Below are 18,962 nucleotides of genomic sequence, written 5' to 3'. Positions count from 1 at the left end.
AATAGGCATCAAAGCTAACAAAAAGCGAGTAAAATCACTCCTCAAACTACTTAAAAAAGGAATTGATGCATATCAGAATCTTTTAGATCAAACCAAAGGTTTACATCTTTCAGAAAAAGTTGCAGCTAAATTTAAAACCATCCGAAAAGTATATCTACAACAAAGCTATCTTGTTGAAAATAAAACTACTAGCGTGAAAGATAGAATAGTGAGTCTTTCACAACCACACATAAGGCCGATCGTAAGAGGAAAAGAAAACAAACCAGTTGAGTTTGGTATAAAAGCTCACATAATGCAAGTTGGAGGGCTAAACATCATTGAACACCACAGTTTCAATGCCTTCAACGAGACTACCAGACTAAAGCATGCTTACTATAAACATCGATTGATGATTGGAACTTGTACACATTTAGCAGCAGATGGGATTTATCCAACAAATAGCAATAGGCGGTTTTGTACCACTAAAAAACTGCAAACCAATTTTGTTGCAAAGGGTAAAAAAGTAACAGATAAAAATATCAAAAAAGTTAAAACCATCCTTTCTATAGAAAGAGGAACACGCCTAGAAGGCTCATTTGGCACGGAAAAAGAAAACTATGGCCTAAGGAAAATCAAAGCAAAAACACCAGAAACACAAATCGTGTGGATGTTCTTCGGAATCTTTACTGCAAATGTCGTCCGACTATCAAAACGGCAACAAAAACAAGTCAAAAAAGTAGCTTGAAAAACTTTTAAGAGAAATATCACGGGATAAGACTGCCCAAACTCATCTAAAAAACAAGAATTGCAAACAAAAAAATGAAAATGTAAATTTTTCAAGAATTCTCAAAGCCAAAAAACAAAAAATCCAGACTCGTGAAAGACTGGATTCTTGAAAAACAGTATTTTTTTTGCAATTATCAAGGACGCCCTAAGTCTATAATTCAATGTCTAATATTTTTTTTTAGTTGGCTTTAAATTCCACCAAAACTCCTGCTGGAATATCTAAAACTGCACCCATTTCGGTGCATAGAATATTTGCCACAGCCTTATAACCCAGTGAAACGTTTACTTTATGGGGATTTTTGATAATTACAATTTCACTTTCCAAAGGTACATGTTGACAAGACCAAGTATTTGGGTCTGACCAATTTCCAGACTGCATGGTATAATTTTTGTCTGCCTCACATGGGTTTGAGATATATTGATGGAGTTCAAAACCATATAGAGGATGGAAAGCCCAAAAGAGTAGAATGTTTTCAAATGGCATAAAATATTTTGGATTAGAATTTATTACACCTGGATTTAAGTCTTTAATCAAATAAGTGCCAAGTGATGTTCCATCACTTCTCCATAATTCATAACCATTTTCTGAATTTTGAGTACTGAAATATATTTTGCCATCAAATGTTGTCATTTCATAAGGCAAATCAACATTCGTCCTACTTAAGATCAAATGAGTTCCATTATTAGTACCGTCTGTTTTGTAAATTTTGAACATGAATTTATTCAAATTTGTGCTATAAAATTTCACAAAAACGAAAAGTTCATTTTCGTTTTTCACATATTTAATATTGTAATTATTTATATTGGTTGGACTGGAATTTTCAATTTTTAATTCTGTGAATTTATTGGTATTTTCATTTGTACCATCGGTACTCCAAAGTTCTAAAAAAGTACCTTCATTATTTTGATTTAAATGACCAGAAAATATCAATTTACCGTTTAGTTTTGTTAAGAATAGGGTGTTTGCTGAGGAGAACATAAAATAATCCCCTAGGATTTTAATTTGATTTGTACCTGCAATCGTACCATCTGTTTCGTATAAAGAAAAATCTGGAGTAGGGAACGCACCTTGGGAAAAAAATAGTATTTTTTCGTTATACTCTACAGGAAATTTCATGTAGGTAGGCCCAGATAGTATGCCACCAGAAAACTGACTACTGCCCGCTAATGTTCCATCGCTTACAAACAGGCCATCGTCAGCCGCATAGATTAATTTATTGCTAATACTTATTTTGTTTGAAGGAGAATATTGGTCATTTGTGACGGAATTAATATTCCCATTTGTAATGTCGTAGGTCCATAAAACTCTTCTTAAAAGATTAATGTCAAATCCTGAAAAGAACAATTTGGAATCTATTAAAATTAATTCTTGAGGTTCAATGTTGGGATAATTTAACAGATTGATTTCTACCGTACCCATTTCAGTTCCATCCGATTTAAATAACTTTTTAGGTCCCAAATTATTAATTGTAGCTGTAAAAATTACAGAAGTATCTACGGCCACTATTTCGAAAATTCTTATGCTTTGGTCTAATGGTGAAATATCTTTTACCATTTTTGTTCCACCAGAAGTTCCGTCTGTTTTCCAAAGCTCAGTTCCATTTATATCTGTACCACTAAAATACCAGTATTTTCCTGCTTTCGCTGATATTTCATAATTTTTAGAGCTTTGTGTTATTGTATTTATGTTTTTAAGGAGTTCCTCATTCTGAAAGTTTTCATCACATTTCCAAAGCTCAAAATTATTGATAGGATCATAATTTTGGAAAAAAATGGTGCCATTTGTGGCAGAAATATATTGAGGAGGATAAGTGTCTATGGCATAATTTAATGGAAGTAAGAGTTTTTTGACCATAAAAGTACCCGTTGGCGTTCCGTTAGTTGTCCAAATTTCATCAACATTAGCTTTAAAAAAAACCTTACCGTTGATACTTTCGAAATTAGTAGGATATGATGAAGTACCTGAGTTTAGGTCTTTTACTAATTTTGTTCCCTGAACGGTTCCATCAGATTCCCAAAGCTCAAAATCATTGTTTTCAGATGCAGAAAAGTAAAATTTATTATTGTTAAAACCCCAAGTTTTATTATTTTAATCTCCTTTCAGTGTTCCATTTCTTAGTGAAAATGTACGAGAAGTAGTTCCATCGCTTATCCAAAGCTGTTTATTGTCAAAATTGAAAATTATTTTGTCTCCATATTTTGCTAAACTAATTATTTCTTCGCTAAAGTTATAGTTAGAATTAGAGCTGATTCTTTTAACCAATGTTATAGTATTTCCATCCGTTTTCCAAAGATCAGTATTAACAAGAAATGGTGAATTTTCTACATAGTAAACCCTTTTTATTAAAATGTATGATTGATTGTCAATTTGAATCGTTCTCTGAAAAATATTATAATTAGAGGAAGAATAATTATTTGTAATAACACTATCAATTTGTTCTATTAAGTTTGTGCCATTTTCAGTTCCATTGGTTTTCCATATTTTTAGTTTTGATAATGAAAGAGAAGGAATTTGAGGTTCCATTTGCAAGAGAATTGCCTCTTGTCCTAAATATTCTGGATTTCCAAGTCTAGAAAGTTCACTAATGCCTATTAATTCACTTGAGACTAAAGTTTCCTGCCCGTTTTCTATTCTATAGAATTAATTAAATGTTGAAATATGATAAGGAACATGATTGATAAAATATAAATAATTGAAAGGGCTATTGTCAAGTAATTTTTCTTCTGATACTCCATCGGTTCTCCATAATTCAAAACCATTTTGAGGATATGTTTTGTTGACCCAAAAATAAAGATATCCATTATCTACTTGTAGGTTTGTGTAAAAAAATGAAGAAAATTTAAGGGTTTTATCTGTAATTTTTTTTGTGTTTAAATTGGTGCCATCCGTTACCCAAAGTTCTAATCTTCCATTTATTTTTACGGTAAAAAATATCTTACCGTTTACTTCTCTGAAATTAGAAGGATAAGACCCATCTTCTAATTGGTTAATATCTTTGAAAAGACTTATTTGGCCATTTAGGTTAAAGGAGAAGTTAAGGAATATAAAAAGAGATAAGAAACGCATTATTTGTTTTGGATTTAATATTTCAAAAGTAATCTATTTTTTGTTTTCCTCTAACTTTTGTCATAATATTCCTAAATTGTTTCCTCATTTCATTCAAACCTGAAACTCATGAAAAAGATATTTCTACTTTTGGTATGTCTGCCGCTCATAACGATTGGTCAAATCAAAGATGCTCCAAACCGTGTGGAAGGCGAAGGGCCATATAATAAACTTATAATTAGAGGAGTAACCTTGGTTAATAGCACGGGAGCACCTCCTATGGGGCCGGTAGACATTGTGGTTGAGAAAAATAGAATCGCGGCCATAAAACAAGTGGGATACCCTGGTGTGCCTATTGACCCTAAAAGAAGACCCAAAGCCGAAGCTGGTGACAAAGAGTTAGATTGTACCGGCATGTACCTTACGCCTGGTTTTATAGATATGCATGGGCATATTGGAGGAAGCTCCCAAGGCACACCTTCCGAATATGTTTTTAAGCTTTGGTTGGGCCATGGTATAACTACTATCAGAGAACCATCGGCTGGAAACGGCCTAGACTGGACGCTTAAACACAAGCAAAAAAGTTTAAAGAATGAAATCACTGCTCCGAGGATATTGGCTTATACGGCTTTCGGAATGGGTTCTGATACGCCAATTGTTACGCCAGAGCAAGCGAGAGAGTGGGTGCGAAACAATGCCAAAAAAGGTGCAGATGGAATTAAGTTTTTTGGTGCTGAACCTGAGGTTTTTAGGGCTGCTCTATCCGAAAATAAGCTTTTAGGACTTCGTTCCGCCTGTCATCATGCTCAATTAGAAGTAGCTAGAATGAACGTATTGGCCACTGCAAAAGCGGGTTTAACGTCTATGGAGCATTGGTATGGCTTGCCAGAGGCCTTGTTTGATGAGCGTACGCTACAGAATTACCCAGCAGACTATAATTACAACAACGAACAGAATAGGTTTGAGGAAGCTGGTAAACTTTGGAAACAAGCCGCCGAACCAGGCTCTGCTAAATGGTACCAAGTGATGGACGAGCTTTTGAAGTTAGATTTTACGCTTGACCCGACTTTTAATATTTATGAGGCCAATCGGGAGTTTATGTTGGCTAGGAGGGCAGAATGGCACGAAGACTATACTTTACCCTCGCTTTGGCGTTTTTATGGGCCTAGCCGTATATCTCATGGTAGCTATTGGCTCAACTGGGGCACAGAGCAAGAGGTGCAATGGAAAGAAAACTATAAGATTTGGATGAGATTTGTAAACGAATACAAAAATAAAGGTGGAAGAGTTACTGCAGGTTCCGATTCTGGTTTTATCTATCAGTTGTATGGTTTTGCTTATATAAGAGAGTTGGAGTTATTGCGGGAGGCGGGCTTTCATCCATTGGAGGTTATCAGAGCAGCAACTATTAAAGGTGCGGAGGCATTGGGTATGGACAAAGAGATAGGTTCCGTAGAAGTTGGGAAACTAGCAGATTTTGCGATAATGGAGGAAAATCCTTTGGCCAATCTAAAGACGCTTTATGGTACAGGTGCCATAAAAGTAAATGATGCTAACGAAGTAATAAGAGTAGGCGGCGTGAAATATACTGTAAAAGACGGAATAGTGTATGATGCCAAAAAACTTTTGGAAGATGTAAAAGTAATGGTGGAAAAAGCCAAGGCAGAAGAAAATTTTGAGATTTTGCAACCAGGGATAAAGAAACAAGGAGAAGGGAAAGTCGGTAATTGATACAGAATATATGCTAAGAATCCCCTCCGAAATACAAGCACACCAATTTGAGTCTCTAAAGATTCAAGATAATACTTTTGTTGCATACAGAAGTGATGTTTATCCTTCTAAAAACGATGTGTTTTTTGAAGAGAACGCCGTAATATATGTTTTAGAAGGAGATAAAATCTTTAGCAGTTCTAGTCAAGAAGTGAGAGTGCAAAAGGGCGATGTGCTTTTTGTAAAACGAGGTTATTATTTGATGTCAGAGTCTATCAATGAAGCCTATAAAAGTTTGGTTTTCTTTTTTGATGAAAAAATATTGAAAGAATTTGTGAGCCAAAATTTAGAATTATTTCAAAACATAACTGACTCAGACCCTAATAGTTCATGGTTGTTAACTTTGAAGTCTAACGAAACTTTTGGGAAATATATAGAGTCCATTCAACCCTATTTCAAGACTAAAACGAAGTATCTCAATCAGTTTCTGAAACTAAAAGTACAAGAACTTCTCCTTCATCTTTTGGAGTTTGATCCGAAAAATCAACTCAAAAATTTACTTTTTTCTATTTATGCAGGTCAAAAAGCTGACTTAGATTTTATCCTTAATACTTTTTATTTGAAACCACTCAACCTCAACGAACTCGCAAAACTTTCGGGGAGAAGTCTTTCGGCTTTTAAACGGGAGTTTCAAGAAAAGTTTAGTATGTCGCCAGGAATTTGGATTAAAGACAAAAAATTAGAGCATGGAGCTTTCTTGCTGAAAAACAAAATAAGCAACGTAGAAGAAGTGGCAGAAATGATTGGATACGAAAGCGTTTCGCATTTTATTAAGAGCTTCAAAGATAAGTATGGTGTCACGCCAAACAAAATTGGTAAATAAATTTAAACCACATCCTTACCTTTATTTCATCTATTTTACCGTTCAAATAAAATCAATGGCTTTGAGTGCCATATAGATGTTAAAATTGTATTCAATTATTGAATCGAAGTATGAAATTCAAAAAATTACTAATTATTCTTTTTGCGACTTGCGGTATGGTTGCCCAAGCTCAAACCAAAGTAACGGGTTCAGAAGTAGCTCAGAAATATTCCTTGCGAGCATGTATAGATTATGCTTTAAATAATAATATTTCGCTTAAGCAATCTCAAATGGCCGTTGAAAATGGTATTGTGACATTAAATCAAGCCAAAGTTGCCAATCTCCCTACTGCCAACGGGCAGTTTAATCTCAATGGCAACGCCGGTAGAAATGTTGACCCATTTACAAACAGTGTAGTAACACAAACTATCGGTACCAATAACATGGGTGTTGGATTAAGCATGCCAATATATAATGGTGGAAGAATAAAAAACACTGTAGATAGAAGCCAATTGAGTTTGGAAGCTGCTCAAATGGACATTGCTACCCAGAAAAACAATGTTTCTCTACAAGTTGCTGTGGCATATCTTAATGTATTGTCTACAGAAGACCTAATAGATGTGGCACAAAAGCAGCTAGAAGTTACTAGACTGCAATTAGATAGAACAGCAATACTAATTCGCTCAGGAGCTTTGCCAGAAACAAATATATTTGACCTAGAAGCTCAGCAGGCAAATGATGAGTTGAGTTTGATAAATGCACAAAACAATCACGAATCTGCTATTCTGACTCTAAAGCAAGCCATGAATGCTCCAACAGAAATGATTGTGCAGGTTTCAAGAATAGATGTACCGGATCCAAATATTATAAATTATGGCGAATCACCTAACGCTATTTACGAAACGGCAGTTGGTTATTTGCCTGAAATTAAAGCGGGGGATTTAAGAGTAAAAGCCGCTGATAAAAATATTGAAATAGCCAAAAGTGTAGGTTTGCCGACAATATCTGCAACTACTAACTGGGGAACTGCTGTATCTAGCGTGGCCAAAAAATTGATAGCTAGTACGCCTACTGTTAACCAAATTCCTGTTTCTGCCGAATTTGAAGGACAGACAATTCCTTTTGTTATTAATTTTCCGCAAACAAATTATACATCTGAAGGCATTCCATACTTTAAACAATTGACTGGAAACCAAAACTTAAACCTTGGTTTATCGGCTAGGATTCCGATTTTCAATGGATACAATCAGAAATATCAAACACAAGCTGCCAAAATTCAAAAAATGCAGGTGAATTTGCAAAATGACGCCACAAAATTGCAAATAAAGCAAAATATAGATCAAGCATACATCACGATGCTAAATGCACAAAAAAGGTATTCGGCTACATTGATGCAAACCAATGCATTAGAAAGGTCCTTCAAGGCTGCTGAATCTAGATACAATGCTGGGTCGAGCACATTTGTAGATTATAATTTGGCAAAAACAAACTTAGATAGAGCAAAGTCGAATCTGATTGTTGCTAAATACGATTACATATTTCGAATTAAAATATTAGATTTTTATCAGAATAAACCATTAGCATTTTAAGAATTATGAAAAAGAGATCGAATAAAATTTGGTATATACTTTTAGGTGTTTTGTTGGCCCTTTTGATTTTGTTTTTAGTAGCTAAAAAACAAGGTTGGATAATGCAGGAAAAGCCAACAGAAGTAGAATTGTCTAAAGTTATTAAAGGTACTTTGGTAGAAACTGTTTCTGCATCTGGCAAAATTCAGCCGGAAGTTGAAGTGAAAATATCGCCTGACGTTCCTGGTGAAATTATTGGACTTTATGTAAAAGAGGGTGATTCTGTTAAAAAAGGTCAGCTTTTATTAAAAATTCAACCTGAAAACTATGTTTCTGTTGTTGATAGATTCAAAGCAGGTGTAAATCAATCAAGAGCAAATGCAGAACAAACCAAAGCTGCTATTTCTAGAGCGGAGTCGCAATTGCTAAGAGCTCAAATGGAGTACAATCGTCAGAAAAAACTATTAGCTGAAAAAGTTATTTCTCAGTCAGATTTTGAAACTGCAGAAACTAATATGAAGATTGCTCGCCAAGATGTAGACGCTGCAAAATCAAATTTTGAAGCTGCAAAATATGGAATAAATAGTGCTGAAGCAGCTTTGAAAGATGCTTCCGAAAACTTGAGGAAAACCAATATATATGCTCCAATGAATGGTATTGTTTCTAAACTTGCGGTAGAGTTGGGTGAAAGAGTAGTGGGTACATCTCAGATGACAGGTACCGAAATGTTGAGAATTGCAAACCTTAACAATATGGAGGTTCGAGTAAACGTAAATGAAAACGATATCATTAGAGTTAGTAAAGGAGATACTGTAATTGTTGATGTAGATGCTTATTCTTCTTCTAATAAAAAGTTTAGAGGAATTGTATCACAAGTAGCAAATACAGCAAATGGAGCTGGTGGATCATTGACGGGAAGCTCAAGCAATTCAACTGAATCTGTTACAGAGTTTGAAGTTAGAATCAAAATTTTGCCTTCCTCATATAGTGATTTAATTAATATCAGCGAAGGTAAAAAATATCCATTTAAACCTGGAATGACTGCAACAGTTGATATTGTAACTTCTACCAAGCCAGGAGTACTTTCTGTGCCAATTTCAGCAGTTACTACCAGAGTTGAGGGTAAAGACAAGAAAGATAAAAAAGAGGAAGATGGAATGGGTCTAGGTGCAGTTGCTGAGGAAAGTGAAATCAAAAAGGATAAGCCGAAAGAAATAGTTTTTGTAAATGACAAGGGTATTGCAAAAAAACGCGAAGTTAAAACTGGCATAACAGATACAAGTGCTGGCATGATAGAGGTAGTTTCTGGTTTAAAAGATGGAGAGGAGATAATATCAGGGCCATTTTTAGAAGTTTCAAAAAAACTTAACGACGGTGATAAAGTAGCCTTAAAAAAGGCAAAAGAAGTTAAAAAATAAATATAGGGTTTAGGGTTATCGGAAAAGAGTGACAGTTTTTGGTCACTCTTTTTTTTTAAATATATAAGGCAAATGTGCTATTTTTGCCTTTAAATCATTTCAAAAACAAATGAGTGTAACGGTAATAGGTGGAGGAAGTTGGGCTACGGCATTGATAAAAATTCTTTCTGAGAAGAACATTAAAATAAAATGGTGGCTTCGGAATATTGAGGCTATAAAACATATTAAGAAACATCATCACAATCCCGAATACCTATCTAGTGTAGAGCTGCATCCTTCTAAAATCAAACCTTATCACAATCTAAAAGAAGCTCTAAAAGGCTCAGAATGGGTGGTTTTGGCAATCCCTGCGGCCTTTGTGGAAGCAGCTTTAGCTGATGTAAACCCAGAACTATTTCAAGGGAAAAAAATAATCTCTGGTGTTAAAGGTATGGTGCCTTCTCATAATCTTTTGGTTACAGATTGGTTTTCTGAAAAATTCAATATTCCAAAAGGAAATTTCGGAGCCATAGCCGGTCCGTGCCATGCTGAAGAAATTGCTCTTGAAAAACAATCTTATCTTACTATCGCTTCTGAAAACATAGACACTGCAAAAGATTTTGCTGAGTTATTAGCCTGTAGATTTGTCAAAACAGCCTTTATTAAAGATATTGACGGTGTGGAATATGCTGCTGTAATGAAAAATATCGTTGCTTTAGCTTGCGGAATTACACACGGAATGGGTGCTGGCGACAATTTCCAAGCCGTTATGGTTTCCAATGCGATGCTCGAAATCGAACGTTTTGTTAATAAGATATCACCTGCCGAAAGGGAAATAAATTCGTCTGCTTATTTAGGTGATTTGTTGGTGACAGCCTATTCACAGTTTAGCAGAAACCGTACTTTCGGTAATATGATAGGCAGAGGATATTCGGTTAAAACGGCACAGATAGAACTGAAAATGATAGCCGAAGGCTATTATGCCGTAAAAAGTATTCACGAAATCAATAAACATTTGGGTGTCAAAATGCCAATTTTAGATTTTACTTATGGTGTTTTATATAAAAACCAAAGTCTTCTTAAAGCTTTTGAAAAACTAAAAGAACAATTGATTTAATTGTTCTTATTTTACCGTCAATACTACTCTTTGGTAACGTGTTAAAGCAGGAGATCCATCATCAGTCCCTTCCACAATTACATGAAAAGTGCTTCCGCTTGCTGTTTTTTTAGGTAATGTAAAGGTCGCAGTATTTCCTTTTGTATTTATTATCAACTTTTCTTTTGATGTTCCAACATCCTCATACTGCCAAAATTTTACTGCAATTTTGTTACCATCTGGATCTGCAGTTTCTGCATTGATTTTTACCTTTTGTCCTGGTTTTACACTTAGGTTTTTCCCTCCTTTTACTGTTATTTTAGGAGCATGGTTTGCCTCATTGAATTCTTTCACACACCAATCTGCCCGTGCAGCAAAGTCTTCTTGTATAGCTGGCACCCAACGTGCTTGAGCAAATCCTAGGTCAATTTTTTGTGTAAATGGATTGTAATCTGAAGCGGCTTCACCATCTTCCCATCTGTTTGGATGAGTTTTAGATTGCACCAATCGTCCTCCCCATCCTCCATTTTGCGGATTTTTGAGGTTCTCAAGTCCAATATCCACCAAATGTAAAAATGCGGGCGAATCTCCCTCAGAGATAAAATCATATTTCGTAAAACTTCCCCACTGGTTATTCTTGATTTTTTCAGGATCGCTATAGATGTCTTCTATTTCGCCTTTGGGTGGATTTTCGTCACCATAACTATAATACATTTTGGTTAATGCTCCATGATTCAAAATTACTTTTTCACCCATAAAAGAACCCTCTAAGTACTTATGAAAAGCCTCAGGAACAGCCTTTTTCCAAAAATACGCAAAACACCAAAATTGATTTGAATTATAAAATATTTTCACATCTGGCCAATTAACCGATATGTATTTTCTATAAGTAGCATCTTGGTCAAGTATCGCATAAATTATAGCCTTTTGACACACTTTTTTATAGATTTTTTCCCATGAAGCCGTGTTTTTATATTCGTCTTCAATAGATTTCATTGCTCTCGCTATGGTATTTGTACCGCCCCATACTTGCAGATATAGCGGCTCCATATTATCGTCAAGCAGTTTGGCTTTTATATATTCTGACCCCTCGGTATCCTTTTCCATTTCACCTTCAAAGTCAATGTTCCCTATTCTTATTAGGCTTTTTAAATGAGTATCACTCGGATAGTCTACTGAATGCTTTTTCAAGTTTGGATATACTTTGCCATAAGCATCCACCAACTCAAAAATCCAGTCTGTGCCGGGCCAACGCAATTCCGTTCGTTCGCCGTACATTTTTTTTGTCATATCCATTTCTGAAATAAACTTCGTGCCTTTCCCATCGCCTTTGTAGTGCCACTGTGAGCTACTGATTATCAAGCCTTCTATGTTAAATTCATTGGCATATAACAGCAACCTCACAAATGAATCCACGTCGTCTAACTCGCCATCTGTTGTTACAATCGTTCTTGGCTTTGAATTATTTTGCCCAAAACTGACCAAGGAAATTAACATTAAAAATAGTATTTTCTTCATTTACCCAAACAGGTTAGTATTTATATAATCATTTCTGAATTTGCCATCAGGGTCATGTTTCGCCATCAAAGCTTTAAACTCGTCCAATCTACTTATTCTAGATTGTAGTGTTTTTGGTTCCATTCTGAACACCTTGCCCCAGTGCGGTCTAGGGCTAAATGGATCCAAAGCCTTTTCTACTTCAGGCAAAAGTGCATTTACGGCATCAATTTCTTGTTTCCAGGTAAAATGTATGGCTAAACAAGTCTTTTTATAAAAAGGGCTCATCGGCAAGTCGTCGGCAGCTATTGTTCTTATTTCTGTAATAAAAAGTAGAGGAGCCACTTTTTCATTGAGTTTTTCTACAGCCATAAACGCCTCATAGGCATGTTTTATGTCCACAAAAAACTCCGATTGCAGTTCTTTGCCGCTACTTGGCGTAAAACCCATCTTAAAGTGTGGCATCCTTTTGTACCATGGTCCTTCCTCGCCCATTTGGTCGGTGCAGTTTATAGCATCAGCAGACTCTATCGGATGCAGGTTTTTTGTGGCAAGCGTAGCTCCAAAAAACTCCTTCGGTATTTCCTTCATGTCTTCTGATTTACTCTTGATCCAAACCTCACTCACGTTTTTGTTTTTCCAGTCGGTAAACAAGCTCACACTATATCCACTTCCCATTATTTTCTCAAAATCCTTCTCCAAAGCCGCCATAGGCATGTTTTGGTAAACTATCTGTTTCATCTTAAAAGTCGGAACCACTTTCAAAGTCACCTGCGTTACAATACCCAAAGCACCCAATCCTATCACGGCCATCCTAAACTCATCACCGTCTTTTTCCTTACTCAGTTTTACCAATTCGCCTTTTCCATTCACCATTTCCAATGCCGTCACCGCTGTAGCTAAGCCGCCATTTTTTATGCCCGATCCATGTGTGGAAGTGCTACAAGCTCCTGCCACCGAAATATGTGGCAAAGATGCCAAATTGTGCAACGCAAACCCGTTTTCGTCTAAATATTCGCAAAACTCTCCATATTTTATCCCCGACTGCACCGTCACGGTATGTTTTTCCTTGTCAAGGCCAATCACTTTATTAAACGCCGCCGTCGAAATCTGATTAAACTTGCTGTCTGCTATACCATTGAAGCAGTGCATAGTGCCCAATCCCTTGGCCTTGTCATACGATTTTATCATTTCCTGCAGTTCTTCTACAGAATGCGGAGCCACCAAATTGTCCGTGTTGTAGGTATAGTTCCCAGCCCAGTTTGTTCGTCCTACTTTTATCGCTTCTCCCATAGTTTCATTCGATGTGGTGTTTTCATTTGCATTATTGCAGCTCATCAATTGCGGAAAAGCCGCCCCAGCAGCAAATAGCGAAGCTGACTTTAGAAATTCTCTTTTTTTCATAGATGCTTATATTTTTTCGGTTGAATACTTATCATAGTTAAGAAAATTTGGGCGGCACCAATAGGTCGGGCTCTCGCCACTCGCTCTTTGGTGTTCGGCCAAGGCCAGACCACCATAGGAGCTCAAACAAAGGCTCCATCCCTGCCGCTGCGGCAGTCTTAGATTTTAGAGCTTTCCTAATTTTAAATCCTCAATTATACCTCTATTTTACATACTCCACTCTGTCGGTATTCTGTCCCAACGGTGTTTCTTAAGTTCGCTTAACAATGACGAATCTAAAGGTCCAGCATCAGAGCAACCCATATTCATATCTACGTTTTTAATGCGTCTCATTCCAGGTATTATGGTAGAAATTTCTGGATTTGCCAAGATAAATCTTAAAGCCATTTGTGCCATAGTCATTTCATTAGGAATTAATGGCTTTAAAGCATCCGCATGTTCAACACTAGAACTTAGGTTTTCAGGCACAAAATATTTCGAACGCCAGTCGTCTTCAGGGAAAGTGGTATCTTTTGTAAAAGTACCTGTCAGCGTTCCCTCATCAAAAGGCACGCGAGCTATTACGGCAATGTCTTTTTCTCTGCAAAGTGGAAGCAATAAATCTTCAGGAGCTTGGTCAAATATATTATAAATCACTTGTACCGCGTCTATCAAATCGGTTTTGATTGTTTCTAGACAATTGTTGGGTTCCCAGCGATTTACACTTACACCCCAAGCTTTTACTTTTCCTTCCTTTGTGAGTTTACTTATGGTTTCTTTCCATTCATCTTGTTGAGCCCAAGCGTCTTCCCAAACATGAAACTGCTGCAAGTCCATGCATTCCACGCCAAGGTTTTTTAAGCTCTTTTCGGTGTATTCTACTATATAATTTGCAGGAAAAACGTCTTTAATGTCAAAATGACTTTTCGATGGCCAAATTCTGTTTTTAGGTGGAATCTTGGTAGCTACATAAAGTTTTTTTGAAGCATTTCTTTTTAATGTAGCATTCAATATTTCCTCACTTTTTCCTTCGCCATAGCCCCAGGCCGTATCGAAAAAATTACAACCTAATTCTATAGCTCTGTCTAGAGCTTCGTTCACTTCTTTTTCTTCTGAGCCTGTCCAGCCTGCCATTCCCCACATGCCGTAGCCCATTTCGCTTACTTGCCAGCCAGTACGGCCAAATTTCCTGTATTTCATTTTAAATATTTCTCCCAAAACATCATCTGGGCTTTTGTTGGTAAAGGTTTCGAAACTATTTCTTTATCTATTATTAACACATTTTCATTTTTTGGATCATAAACTTCCCATTTTGGCAAATTAGCCCCATTTGGATTTCCAGTTTTGGCAAAATTTACCCAATATTCAGACATTTTATCAGCTATTTCGAAGTCCACTTTTTCCCAAGGACGGTTTACTGTTTTGAGGTTATTGTATGCATAAGGAACTTCGCCCGTGTGGAATGCACCAAAGTCTGTTTCAGGCGTATAGCTTGGTAGTTTTCTGTTAAAATTATAAATATAGGCCTTAGATTTTCCAGTGCTAGTTTGCATTTTAGCCCAAACATAATCTTGAACCCCAAAATACTCATCTCTTCCTACACCCATTTGTGATTTATAAGCTTGCTCGTCCGTTTCCGCTGGATAAACTGCTAAAAATTCATCAGTCAACTCGCCGAATCTTTTTCGTGAAGTTTCTTTGAAATTTTCTGCAGAAAGTGGCTTACCAGACACCCTGTCTTCTTCGTTCCATCCTACTATCGATGGTACATCATTTTGTTTTCCTTTTTTGAATATTTCACCAATACTTTCTGGTAAAAAATAACCATCTACTATGGGGGAACTCAAACCTCCTTTTCCTTTGTGAATCTCTTCTGAAGATAGTTTTCTTAGTTCTGCCAAAGATTTACAGTTAAGATTTTCAGCAAATTTGGCTCCTTGCTCTTCGGCATTTTGTAATGTTAATTTTGGTCTTAATGGACTATCTAATATACTACCACCACTTTCGGCGATAGCTTTATGAAAAAGTCCTTTGGATAGGGGAGAAGCCACAAGATTGTTTACAGCAAAAGCACCTGCAGACTGACCGGCTATAGTTACATTGGAAGCATCGCCACCAAATTGAGCTATGTTTTTCTGAACCCATTTTAATGCCGCAAGCATATCTAAAAGTGCATAGTTCCCTGAAGAATTATATTCAGCCTCTTTCGTTAATTCAGGATGGGCTAGGAAGCCAAAAACACCTACACGATAATTGATAGTAACAAACACTACGCCTTTTTTGGCCATAGCTTCTCCATCATATATCGCACAACCAGCTCCTCCACTTCTAAAACCTCCGCCATAAATATAAACGAACACTGGTCTCTTTTCCTTTTTGGTTTTGGCTCCTGACCAAATATTTAAGTACAAGCAATCTTCACTAATTGGCTCTTTAGGTATTAGATATTCTTCAGTCCAACAAAAAAAAGGAACAGGTGGGTCTTGCATTGGACTAGGTCCAAAGCTTAGGCAAGACTTAGTGCCTTTCCATGGAATTACAGCCTGAGGTGCTTTCCATCTCAAATCGCCAACTGGTGGTGCTGCAAAAGGAATCCCTTTATAGATTTGAATTTCTTCTTTAATTTCTCCTACTATTTTCCCACCGGTGATGGTCGCAGTAGGAGATTGGGCAAATAGCGATGCAGAAACAAGAACAGATAAGAAAATGCTAAAGATTTTCATGGGTTATTTTTCTCAGGTTGAATATTTGTCCAAGGTAAAAAGACTATGGAAGTTTTGCAAGAATAATAATTTAAACCATAAAAAAAGCCCTGAATTTTAAAATTCAAGGCCAATTTTATTCTCAATATTATTTTAATCAATGAGCTTTTGATTGCTTAGCTCAGTGTATAAGTCAACCAAATTTATTTTCTCTAAATTTTCTTCTCCAATTTCATCTGCATCTAACAACTCCACTCCATATCTTTTATAAGCGGGAGATTCTATCAAAGTTTCTACATCAACGCCATTTTTCGTCATTTCTTGGATAGTTTTCAAAAACTTATCTTCTTGCTCGAATAACCCAATTTGGTTAGTAGGTTTTGGTAAAGATATTTTTGCAGGTTTTTCTGGAATAATTGCATGTATGCCTTTTCCAACTTCTGGCTTAGTTTCCTCAACTTTTTTTGGTTCTTCTGGTTCAATATCTTCAAAGATTTCGTCAAACCTTGCAGCTACTATCGTTACTCTTACTTTGTCTTTAAGAGTTCTATCTATCGCAAAACCGTGTTTGAATATTTTTGCTCTAGATTTTATTTGGCTTTCCACAAAATCCGTCACTTTAGCTTGGTCTGACATTTTGATTTTGTATTCTGGTAGCTCGTCAGAATAGGCAATCGAAACCAAAATTCGTTTCGCTCCTTTGATGTTATTGTTTTCTAACAAAGGAGAGTTAAGAGCAGCCTCAATAGCTATCGAAGCTCTGTCAGGACCAGAAGCTTCGGCTGAGCCCATTACCGCATGGCCTGCATCACCTAATACAGTTTTCACATCGGCAAAGTCCAAGTTTACTATACCTGGTCGGGTTATCAATTCTGCAATACTTTTTACGGCATTTGCCAAAACTTCATCGGCTTTTTTGTAGGCAGATTCTATGTCCAAATCGCCGTACATTTCTACTAATCTATCGTTTTTGATTACTAAAACTGTATCACAGAAATCTTTAAGTTTTGCTATTCCGTTGGTGGCTTGTTCAAACTTGTCTAATCCTTCGTGTCTGAAAGGATCCGTTACAACGCCAATAGTTAGTCTTTTTTTAGACTTTGCATATCTTGCAATTTCTGGAGCAGCTCCAGTTCCAGTTCCACCACCCATTCCAGCGGTGATAAACACCATTTCGGTTGGGTCTTCAAGTAGGTCATTTATAGATTTTTCACTTTCTATGGCAGCTTGTTTTCCAACTTTCCAGTCAGTTCCTGCTCCAAGACCTTTGGTGAGTTCAGCACCTAGTTGAAGTTTAATAACGTCTTCCGGAAATTGTTTTAAAGCTTGTGCGTCGGTGTTGCAGGCCACAAAATCAACATCATGAACACCTTGATGGTACATGTTGAGCATGGCGTTTCCACCACCGCCACCTACACCTATTACTTTTATTATTTTTTGCATATCTGACTTAAAATCAAGTGTATATTCGGGTTCTAAGATCATAAAATTCTTTTTAAGATTACTGTTTATCTATTGTAATCGTCGTTCATTTTATCATCAATAATGAGGTCTTTTAGTCTTTCAAATAAAGGTCTCTTAGGAGATTTTATTTCAGACTTTCCATTGGGTTTCTTTTCTACTTTTTCTGGCTCCGCTGCTTTCAAAGGTGTATGTTTCAGAATTCGATTGTCTATTCGATTATCAAATTCTAAGTTGGATGCCATAAGAAGACCTAGAAGTGTAGAATATTTAGGTTTGTTTAAATATTCAAATCCGTTGAAGTTAATTCTATTATTTATTTTAGCCTTTCTTACACTTTTCATCTTGCACACTTCTACAAAAATATCTTTGATGATACCCATAGAAGATGTCCCGCCTGACAAAATCAATCCGTTAGTTAGTATACCTTCATACCCAGACCTAATAAGTTCACTTTTTACTATGGCGGCTATTTCTTTTAATCTCCATTCTACTACCGTAGAGGCATTTTTCAAGATAATTTCAACTGATGCAAGATCTTTTTTACGCTCTATAACTGCTGTCTCAGTATCGCTTATGCTGCTTGAGGGGATATTTCCACAGATTTTTTTAAGCATATCAGCTTCGTCAAAACTGATATGAAAAGTATCTGCCAAATCTTTCGTTATTACGTTTCCACCAATTGGTATCGCTTTGAAATATCTGATTCCATTTTTTTGGAAAATACATATTTCAGTCATTTCAGCACCGATATTTATTATAGCTACACCATTTCTTTTATCGTCAATTGTGCTATCAAGAAGCGAAAACGAGTCAGCAATTGAGCTAATTAATACATTCTCAATTTGTATAAATGGCTGTTTAGGGTCATCTGTTTTGGCTTTTACACTTTTTAGCGTATAGTATAGATTTTCAAGACTTTCCGATTTTGAAGTTAGAAAGAAAAAATCCCCACCAATTTGCACACCAAACTTACCTACTACTTTTTCGCCAGCTTTTACGTCGTTAACATAAAAATCTTGTGGCATGCAGTGTAAAACTGTACGACCTGGATGAACTTTGAAGGTTAGCCTAACATCTTCAGCAAGCCTATCTACATCAGACTGCTGAATTTGCTTATTATCCCCTGACTTGGTTACTTTGCCTTTGTGGAAGTGTCCTTGGATATCAGGATTAGAGATATTGACATTTACAGACTCAAGATTAATGGTAAGTTTGTCGGCAAGTTCTTCTAGCACGGCATCTACTATCTCTATGGTTCTTTGAGCGTTTTCAATTTCCCCGTTTCTCAAAACTTCGTCTTCAGGTACAACAAGTTTTTCAACAAAGCCATTTAGCTTTATTGTGCCGTCTTTTTGTAAAGAACCCGCAACAGCACTAATTTTAGAAGTGCCTATGTCAAGCCCAACTACTAAATTATCTTCTTCCATGTCAGATTTATGTTATTAAACCGCGTATTAATATTTATACAAACT

General features: G+C 36.3%; 14 protein-coding genes and 1 pseudogene. 6 read left to right on the top strand and 9 right to left on the bottom strand.

Going from position 1 to position 18,962, the window contains the following annotated elements:
• Positions 1 to 724 (top strand): annotated as a pseudogene (locus tag EGI22_RS14830) (DDE transposase); the annotation flags it as partial.
• A 219-nt stretch (positions 725 to 943) separates the two neighbouring features.
• Here EGI22_RS14830 and EGI22_RS14825 read toward each other — a convergent pair.
• The 3 genes from EGI22_RS14825 to EGI22_RS14815 all read right to left on the bottom strand — a co-directional run bounded on the left by EGI22_RS14825 (position 944) and on the right by EGI22_RS14815 (position 3,832).
• Complete coding sequence (locus tag EGI22_RS14825) at positions 944 to 2,620, bottom strand: hypothetical protein (RefSeq protein ID WP_255069248.1); 1,677 nt, start codon at positions 2,618 to 2,620, stop codon at positions 944 to 946.
• Positions 2,621 to 2,854: 234 nt separating this feature from the next.
• Positions 2,855 to 3,289 (bottom strand): hypothetical protein, encoded by a 435-nt coding sequence (locus EGI22_RS14820; RefSeq protein WP_255069247.1) that lies wholly within the window; start codon positions 3,287 to 3,289, stop codon positions 2,855 to 2,857.
• Positions 3,290 to 3,406: 117 nt separating this feature from the next.
• Positions 3,407 to 3,832 carry a hypothetical protein gene (locus EGI22_RS14815; protein ID WP_255069246.1) on the bottom strand — a complete coding sequence of 142 codons (426 nt, stop codon included), beginning with the start codon at positions 3,830 to 3,832 and terminating at the stop codon, positions 3,407 to 3,409.
• A 108-nt stretch (positions 3,833 to 3,940) separates the two neighbouring features.
• On the opposite strand from EGI22_RS14815, the gene EGI22_RS14810 reads away from it, so the two are divergent.
• The 5 genes from EGI22_RS14810 to EGI22_RS14790 all read left to right on the top strand — a co-directional run bounded on the left by EGI22_RS14810 (position 3,941) and on the right by EGI22_RS14790 (position 10,465).
• Positions 3,941 to 5,542, top strand: coding sequence for an amidohydrolase family protein (locus EGI22_RS14810; protein WP_255069245.1), 1,602 nt, complete (start codon positions 3,941 to 3,943; stop codon positions 5,540 to 5,542).
• Positions 5,543 to 5,552: 10 nt separating this feature from the next.
• Positions 5,553 to 6,404 (top strand): AraC family transcriptional regulator, encoded by an 852-nt coding sequence (locus tag EGI22_RS14805; RefSeq protein ID WP_255069244.1) that lies wholly within the window; start codon positions 5,553 to 5,555, stop codon positions 6,402 to 6,404.
• Between the two features lie 110 nt (positions 6,405 to 6,514).
• Entirely contained in the window at positions 6,515 to 7,972 is a 1,458-nt protein-coding gene (locus EGI22_RS14800; protein WP_255069243.1) for a TolC family protein, read from the top strand.
• A 5-nt stretch (positions 7,973 to 7,977) separates the two neighbouring features.
• Positions 7,978 to 9,369 carry an efflux RND transporter periplasmic adaptor subunit gene (locus EGI22_RS14795; protein WP_255069242.1) on the top strand — a complete coding sequence of 464 codons (1,392 nt, stop codon included), beginning with the start codon at positions 7,978 to 7,980 and terminating at the stop codon, positions 9,367 to 9,369.
• A 109-nt stretch (positions 9,370 to 9,478) separates the two neighbouring features.
• Complete coding sequence (locus EGI22_RS14790; protein WP_255069241.1) at positions 9,479 to 10,465, top strand: NAD(P)H-dependent glycerol-3-phosphate dehydrogenase; 987 nt, start codon at positions 9,479 to 9,481, stop codon at positions 10,463 to 10,465.
• A gap of 6 nt (positions 10,466 to 10,471) precedes the next feature.
• On the opposite strand, the gene EGI22_RS14785 is transcribed toward EGI22_RS14790, so the two are convergent.
• The 6 genes from EGI22_RS14785 to ftsA form a co-directional block, all read right to left on the bottom strand.
• Positions 10,472 to 11,962: a DUF1593 domain-containing protein gene (locus EGI22_RS14785; protein ID WP_255069240.1), complete on the bottom strand. Its 1,491-nt coding sequence runs from the start codon at positions 11,960 to 11,962 to the stop codon at positions 10,472 to 10,474.
• On the bottom strand, positions 11,963 to 13,345 hold the full coding sequence (locus tag EGI22_RS14780) for a D-arabinono-1,4-lactone oxidase (protein WP_255069238.1): 1,383 nt from the start codon (positions 13,343 to 13,345) through the stop codon (positions 11,963 to 11,965).
• 207 nt (positions 13,346 to 13,552) lie between these two features.
• Positions 13,553 to 14,524 (bottom strand): aldo/keto reductase, encoded by a 972-nt coding sequence (locus EGI22_RS14775; protein WP_255069237.1) that lies wholly within the window; start codon positions 14,522 to 14,524, stop codon positions 13,553 to 13,555.
• Positions 14,521 to 16,047, bottom strand: coding sequence for a carboxylesterase/lipase family protein (locus tag EGI22_RS14770; protein ID WP_255069236.1), 1,527 nt, complete (start codon positions 16,045 to 16,047; stop codon positions 14,521 to 14,523). The genes EGI22_RS14775 and EGI22_RS14770 overlap by 4 nt, the downstream gene beginning before the upstream one ends.
• 132 nt (positions 16,048 to 16,179) lie before the next feature.
• A complete protein-coding gene (gene ftsZ, locus EGI22_RS14765) occupies positions 16,180 to 17,511 on the bottom strand; it encodes a cell division protein FtsZ (protein ID WP_255069235.1) in 1,332 nt (443 codons plus the stop codon).
• Positions 17,512 to 17,534: 23 nt separating this feature from the next.
• A complete protein-coding gene (gene ftsA / locus EGI22_RS14760; protein ID WP_255069234.1) occupies positions 17,535 to 18,917 on the bottom strand; it encodes a cell division protein FtsA in 1,383 nt (460 codons plus the stop codon).
• Between the last annotated feature and the right edge of the window lie 45 nt (positions 18,918 to 18,962).

Origin of the sequence: Lacihabitans sp. LS3-19 (assembly GCF_024343575.1) — a bacterium.
Lineage (GTDB): Bacteria > Bacteroidota > Bacteroidia > Cytophagales > Spirosomataceae > Leadbetterella.
Note: the sequence above shows the minus strand (reverse complement) of the source record. Positions and strands in the feature narration are given on the sequence as shown.

Coding starts and splice junctions, on each gene's coding strand:
- EGI22_RS14800 (WP_255069243.1), top strand. CDS start 6,515: ATGAAATTCAAAAAATTACTAATTATTCTTTTTGCGACTTGCGGTATG.
- EGI22_RS14825 (WP_255069248.1), bottom strand. CDS start 2,620: ATGGTCAAAAAACTCTTACTTCCATTAAATTATGCCATAGACACTTAT.
- EGI22_RS14780 (WP_255069238.1), bottom strand. CDS start 13,345: ATGAAAAAAAGAGAATTTCTAAAGTCAGCTTCGCTATTTGCTGCTGGG.
- ftsA (WP_255069234.1), bottom strand. CDS start 18,917: ATGGAAGAAGATAATTTAGTAGTTGGGCTTGACATAGGCACTTCTAAA.
- EGI22_RS14820 (WP_255069247.1), bottom strand. CDS start 3,289: ATGGAACCTCAAATTCCTTCTCTTTCATTATCAAAACTAAAAATATGG.
- EGI22_RS14805 (WP_255069244.1), top strand. CDS start 5,553: ATGCTAAGAATCCCCTCCGAAATACAAGCACACCAATTTGAGTCTCTA.
- EGI22_RS14815 (WP_255069246.1), bottom strand. CDS start 3,832: ATGCGTTTCTTATCTCTTTTTATATTCCTTAACTTCTCCTTTAACCTA.
- EGI22_RS14795 (WP_255069242.1), top strand. CDS start 7,978: ATGAAAAAGAGATCGAATAAAATTTGGTATATACTTTTAGGTGTTTTG.
- EGI22_RS14770 (WP_255069236.1), bottom strand. CDS start 16,047: ATGAAAATCTTTAGCATTTTCTTATCTGTTCTTGTTTCTGCATCGCTA.
- EGI22_RS14785 (WP_255069240.1), bottom strand. CDS start 11,962: ATGAAGAAAATACTATTTTTAATGTTAATTTCCTTGGTCAGTTTTGGG.
- EGI22_RS14790 (WP_255069241.1), top strand. CDS start 9,479: ATGAGTGTAACGGTAATAGGTGGAGGAAGTTGGGCTACGGCATTGATA.
- EGI22_RS14810 (WP_255069245.1), top strand. CDS start 3,941: ATGAAAAAGATATTTCTACTTTTGGTATGTCTGCCGCTCATAACGATT.
- EGI22_RS14775 (WP_255069237.1), bottom strand. CDS start 14,524: ATGAAATACAGGAAATTTGGCCGTACTGGCTGGCAAGTAAGCGAAATG.
- ftsZ (WP_255069235.1), bottom strand. CDS start 17,511: ATGATCTTAGAACCCGAATATACACTTGATTTTAAGTCAGATATGCAA.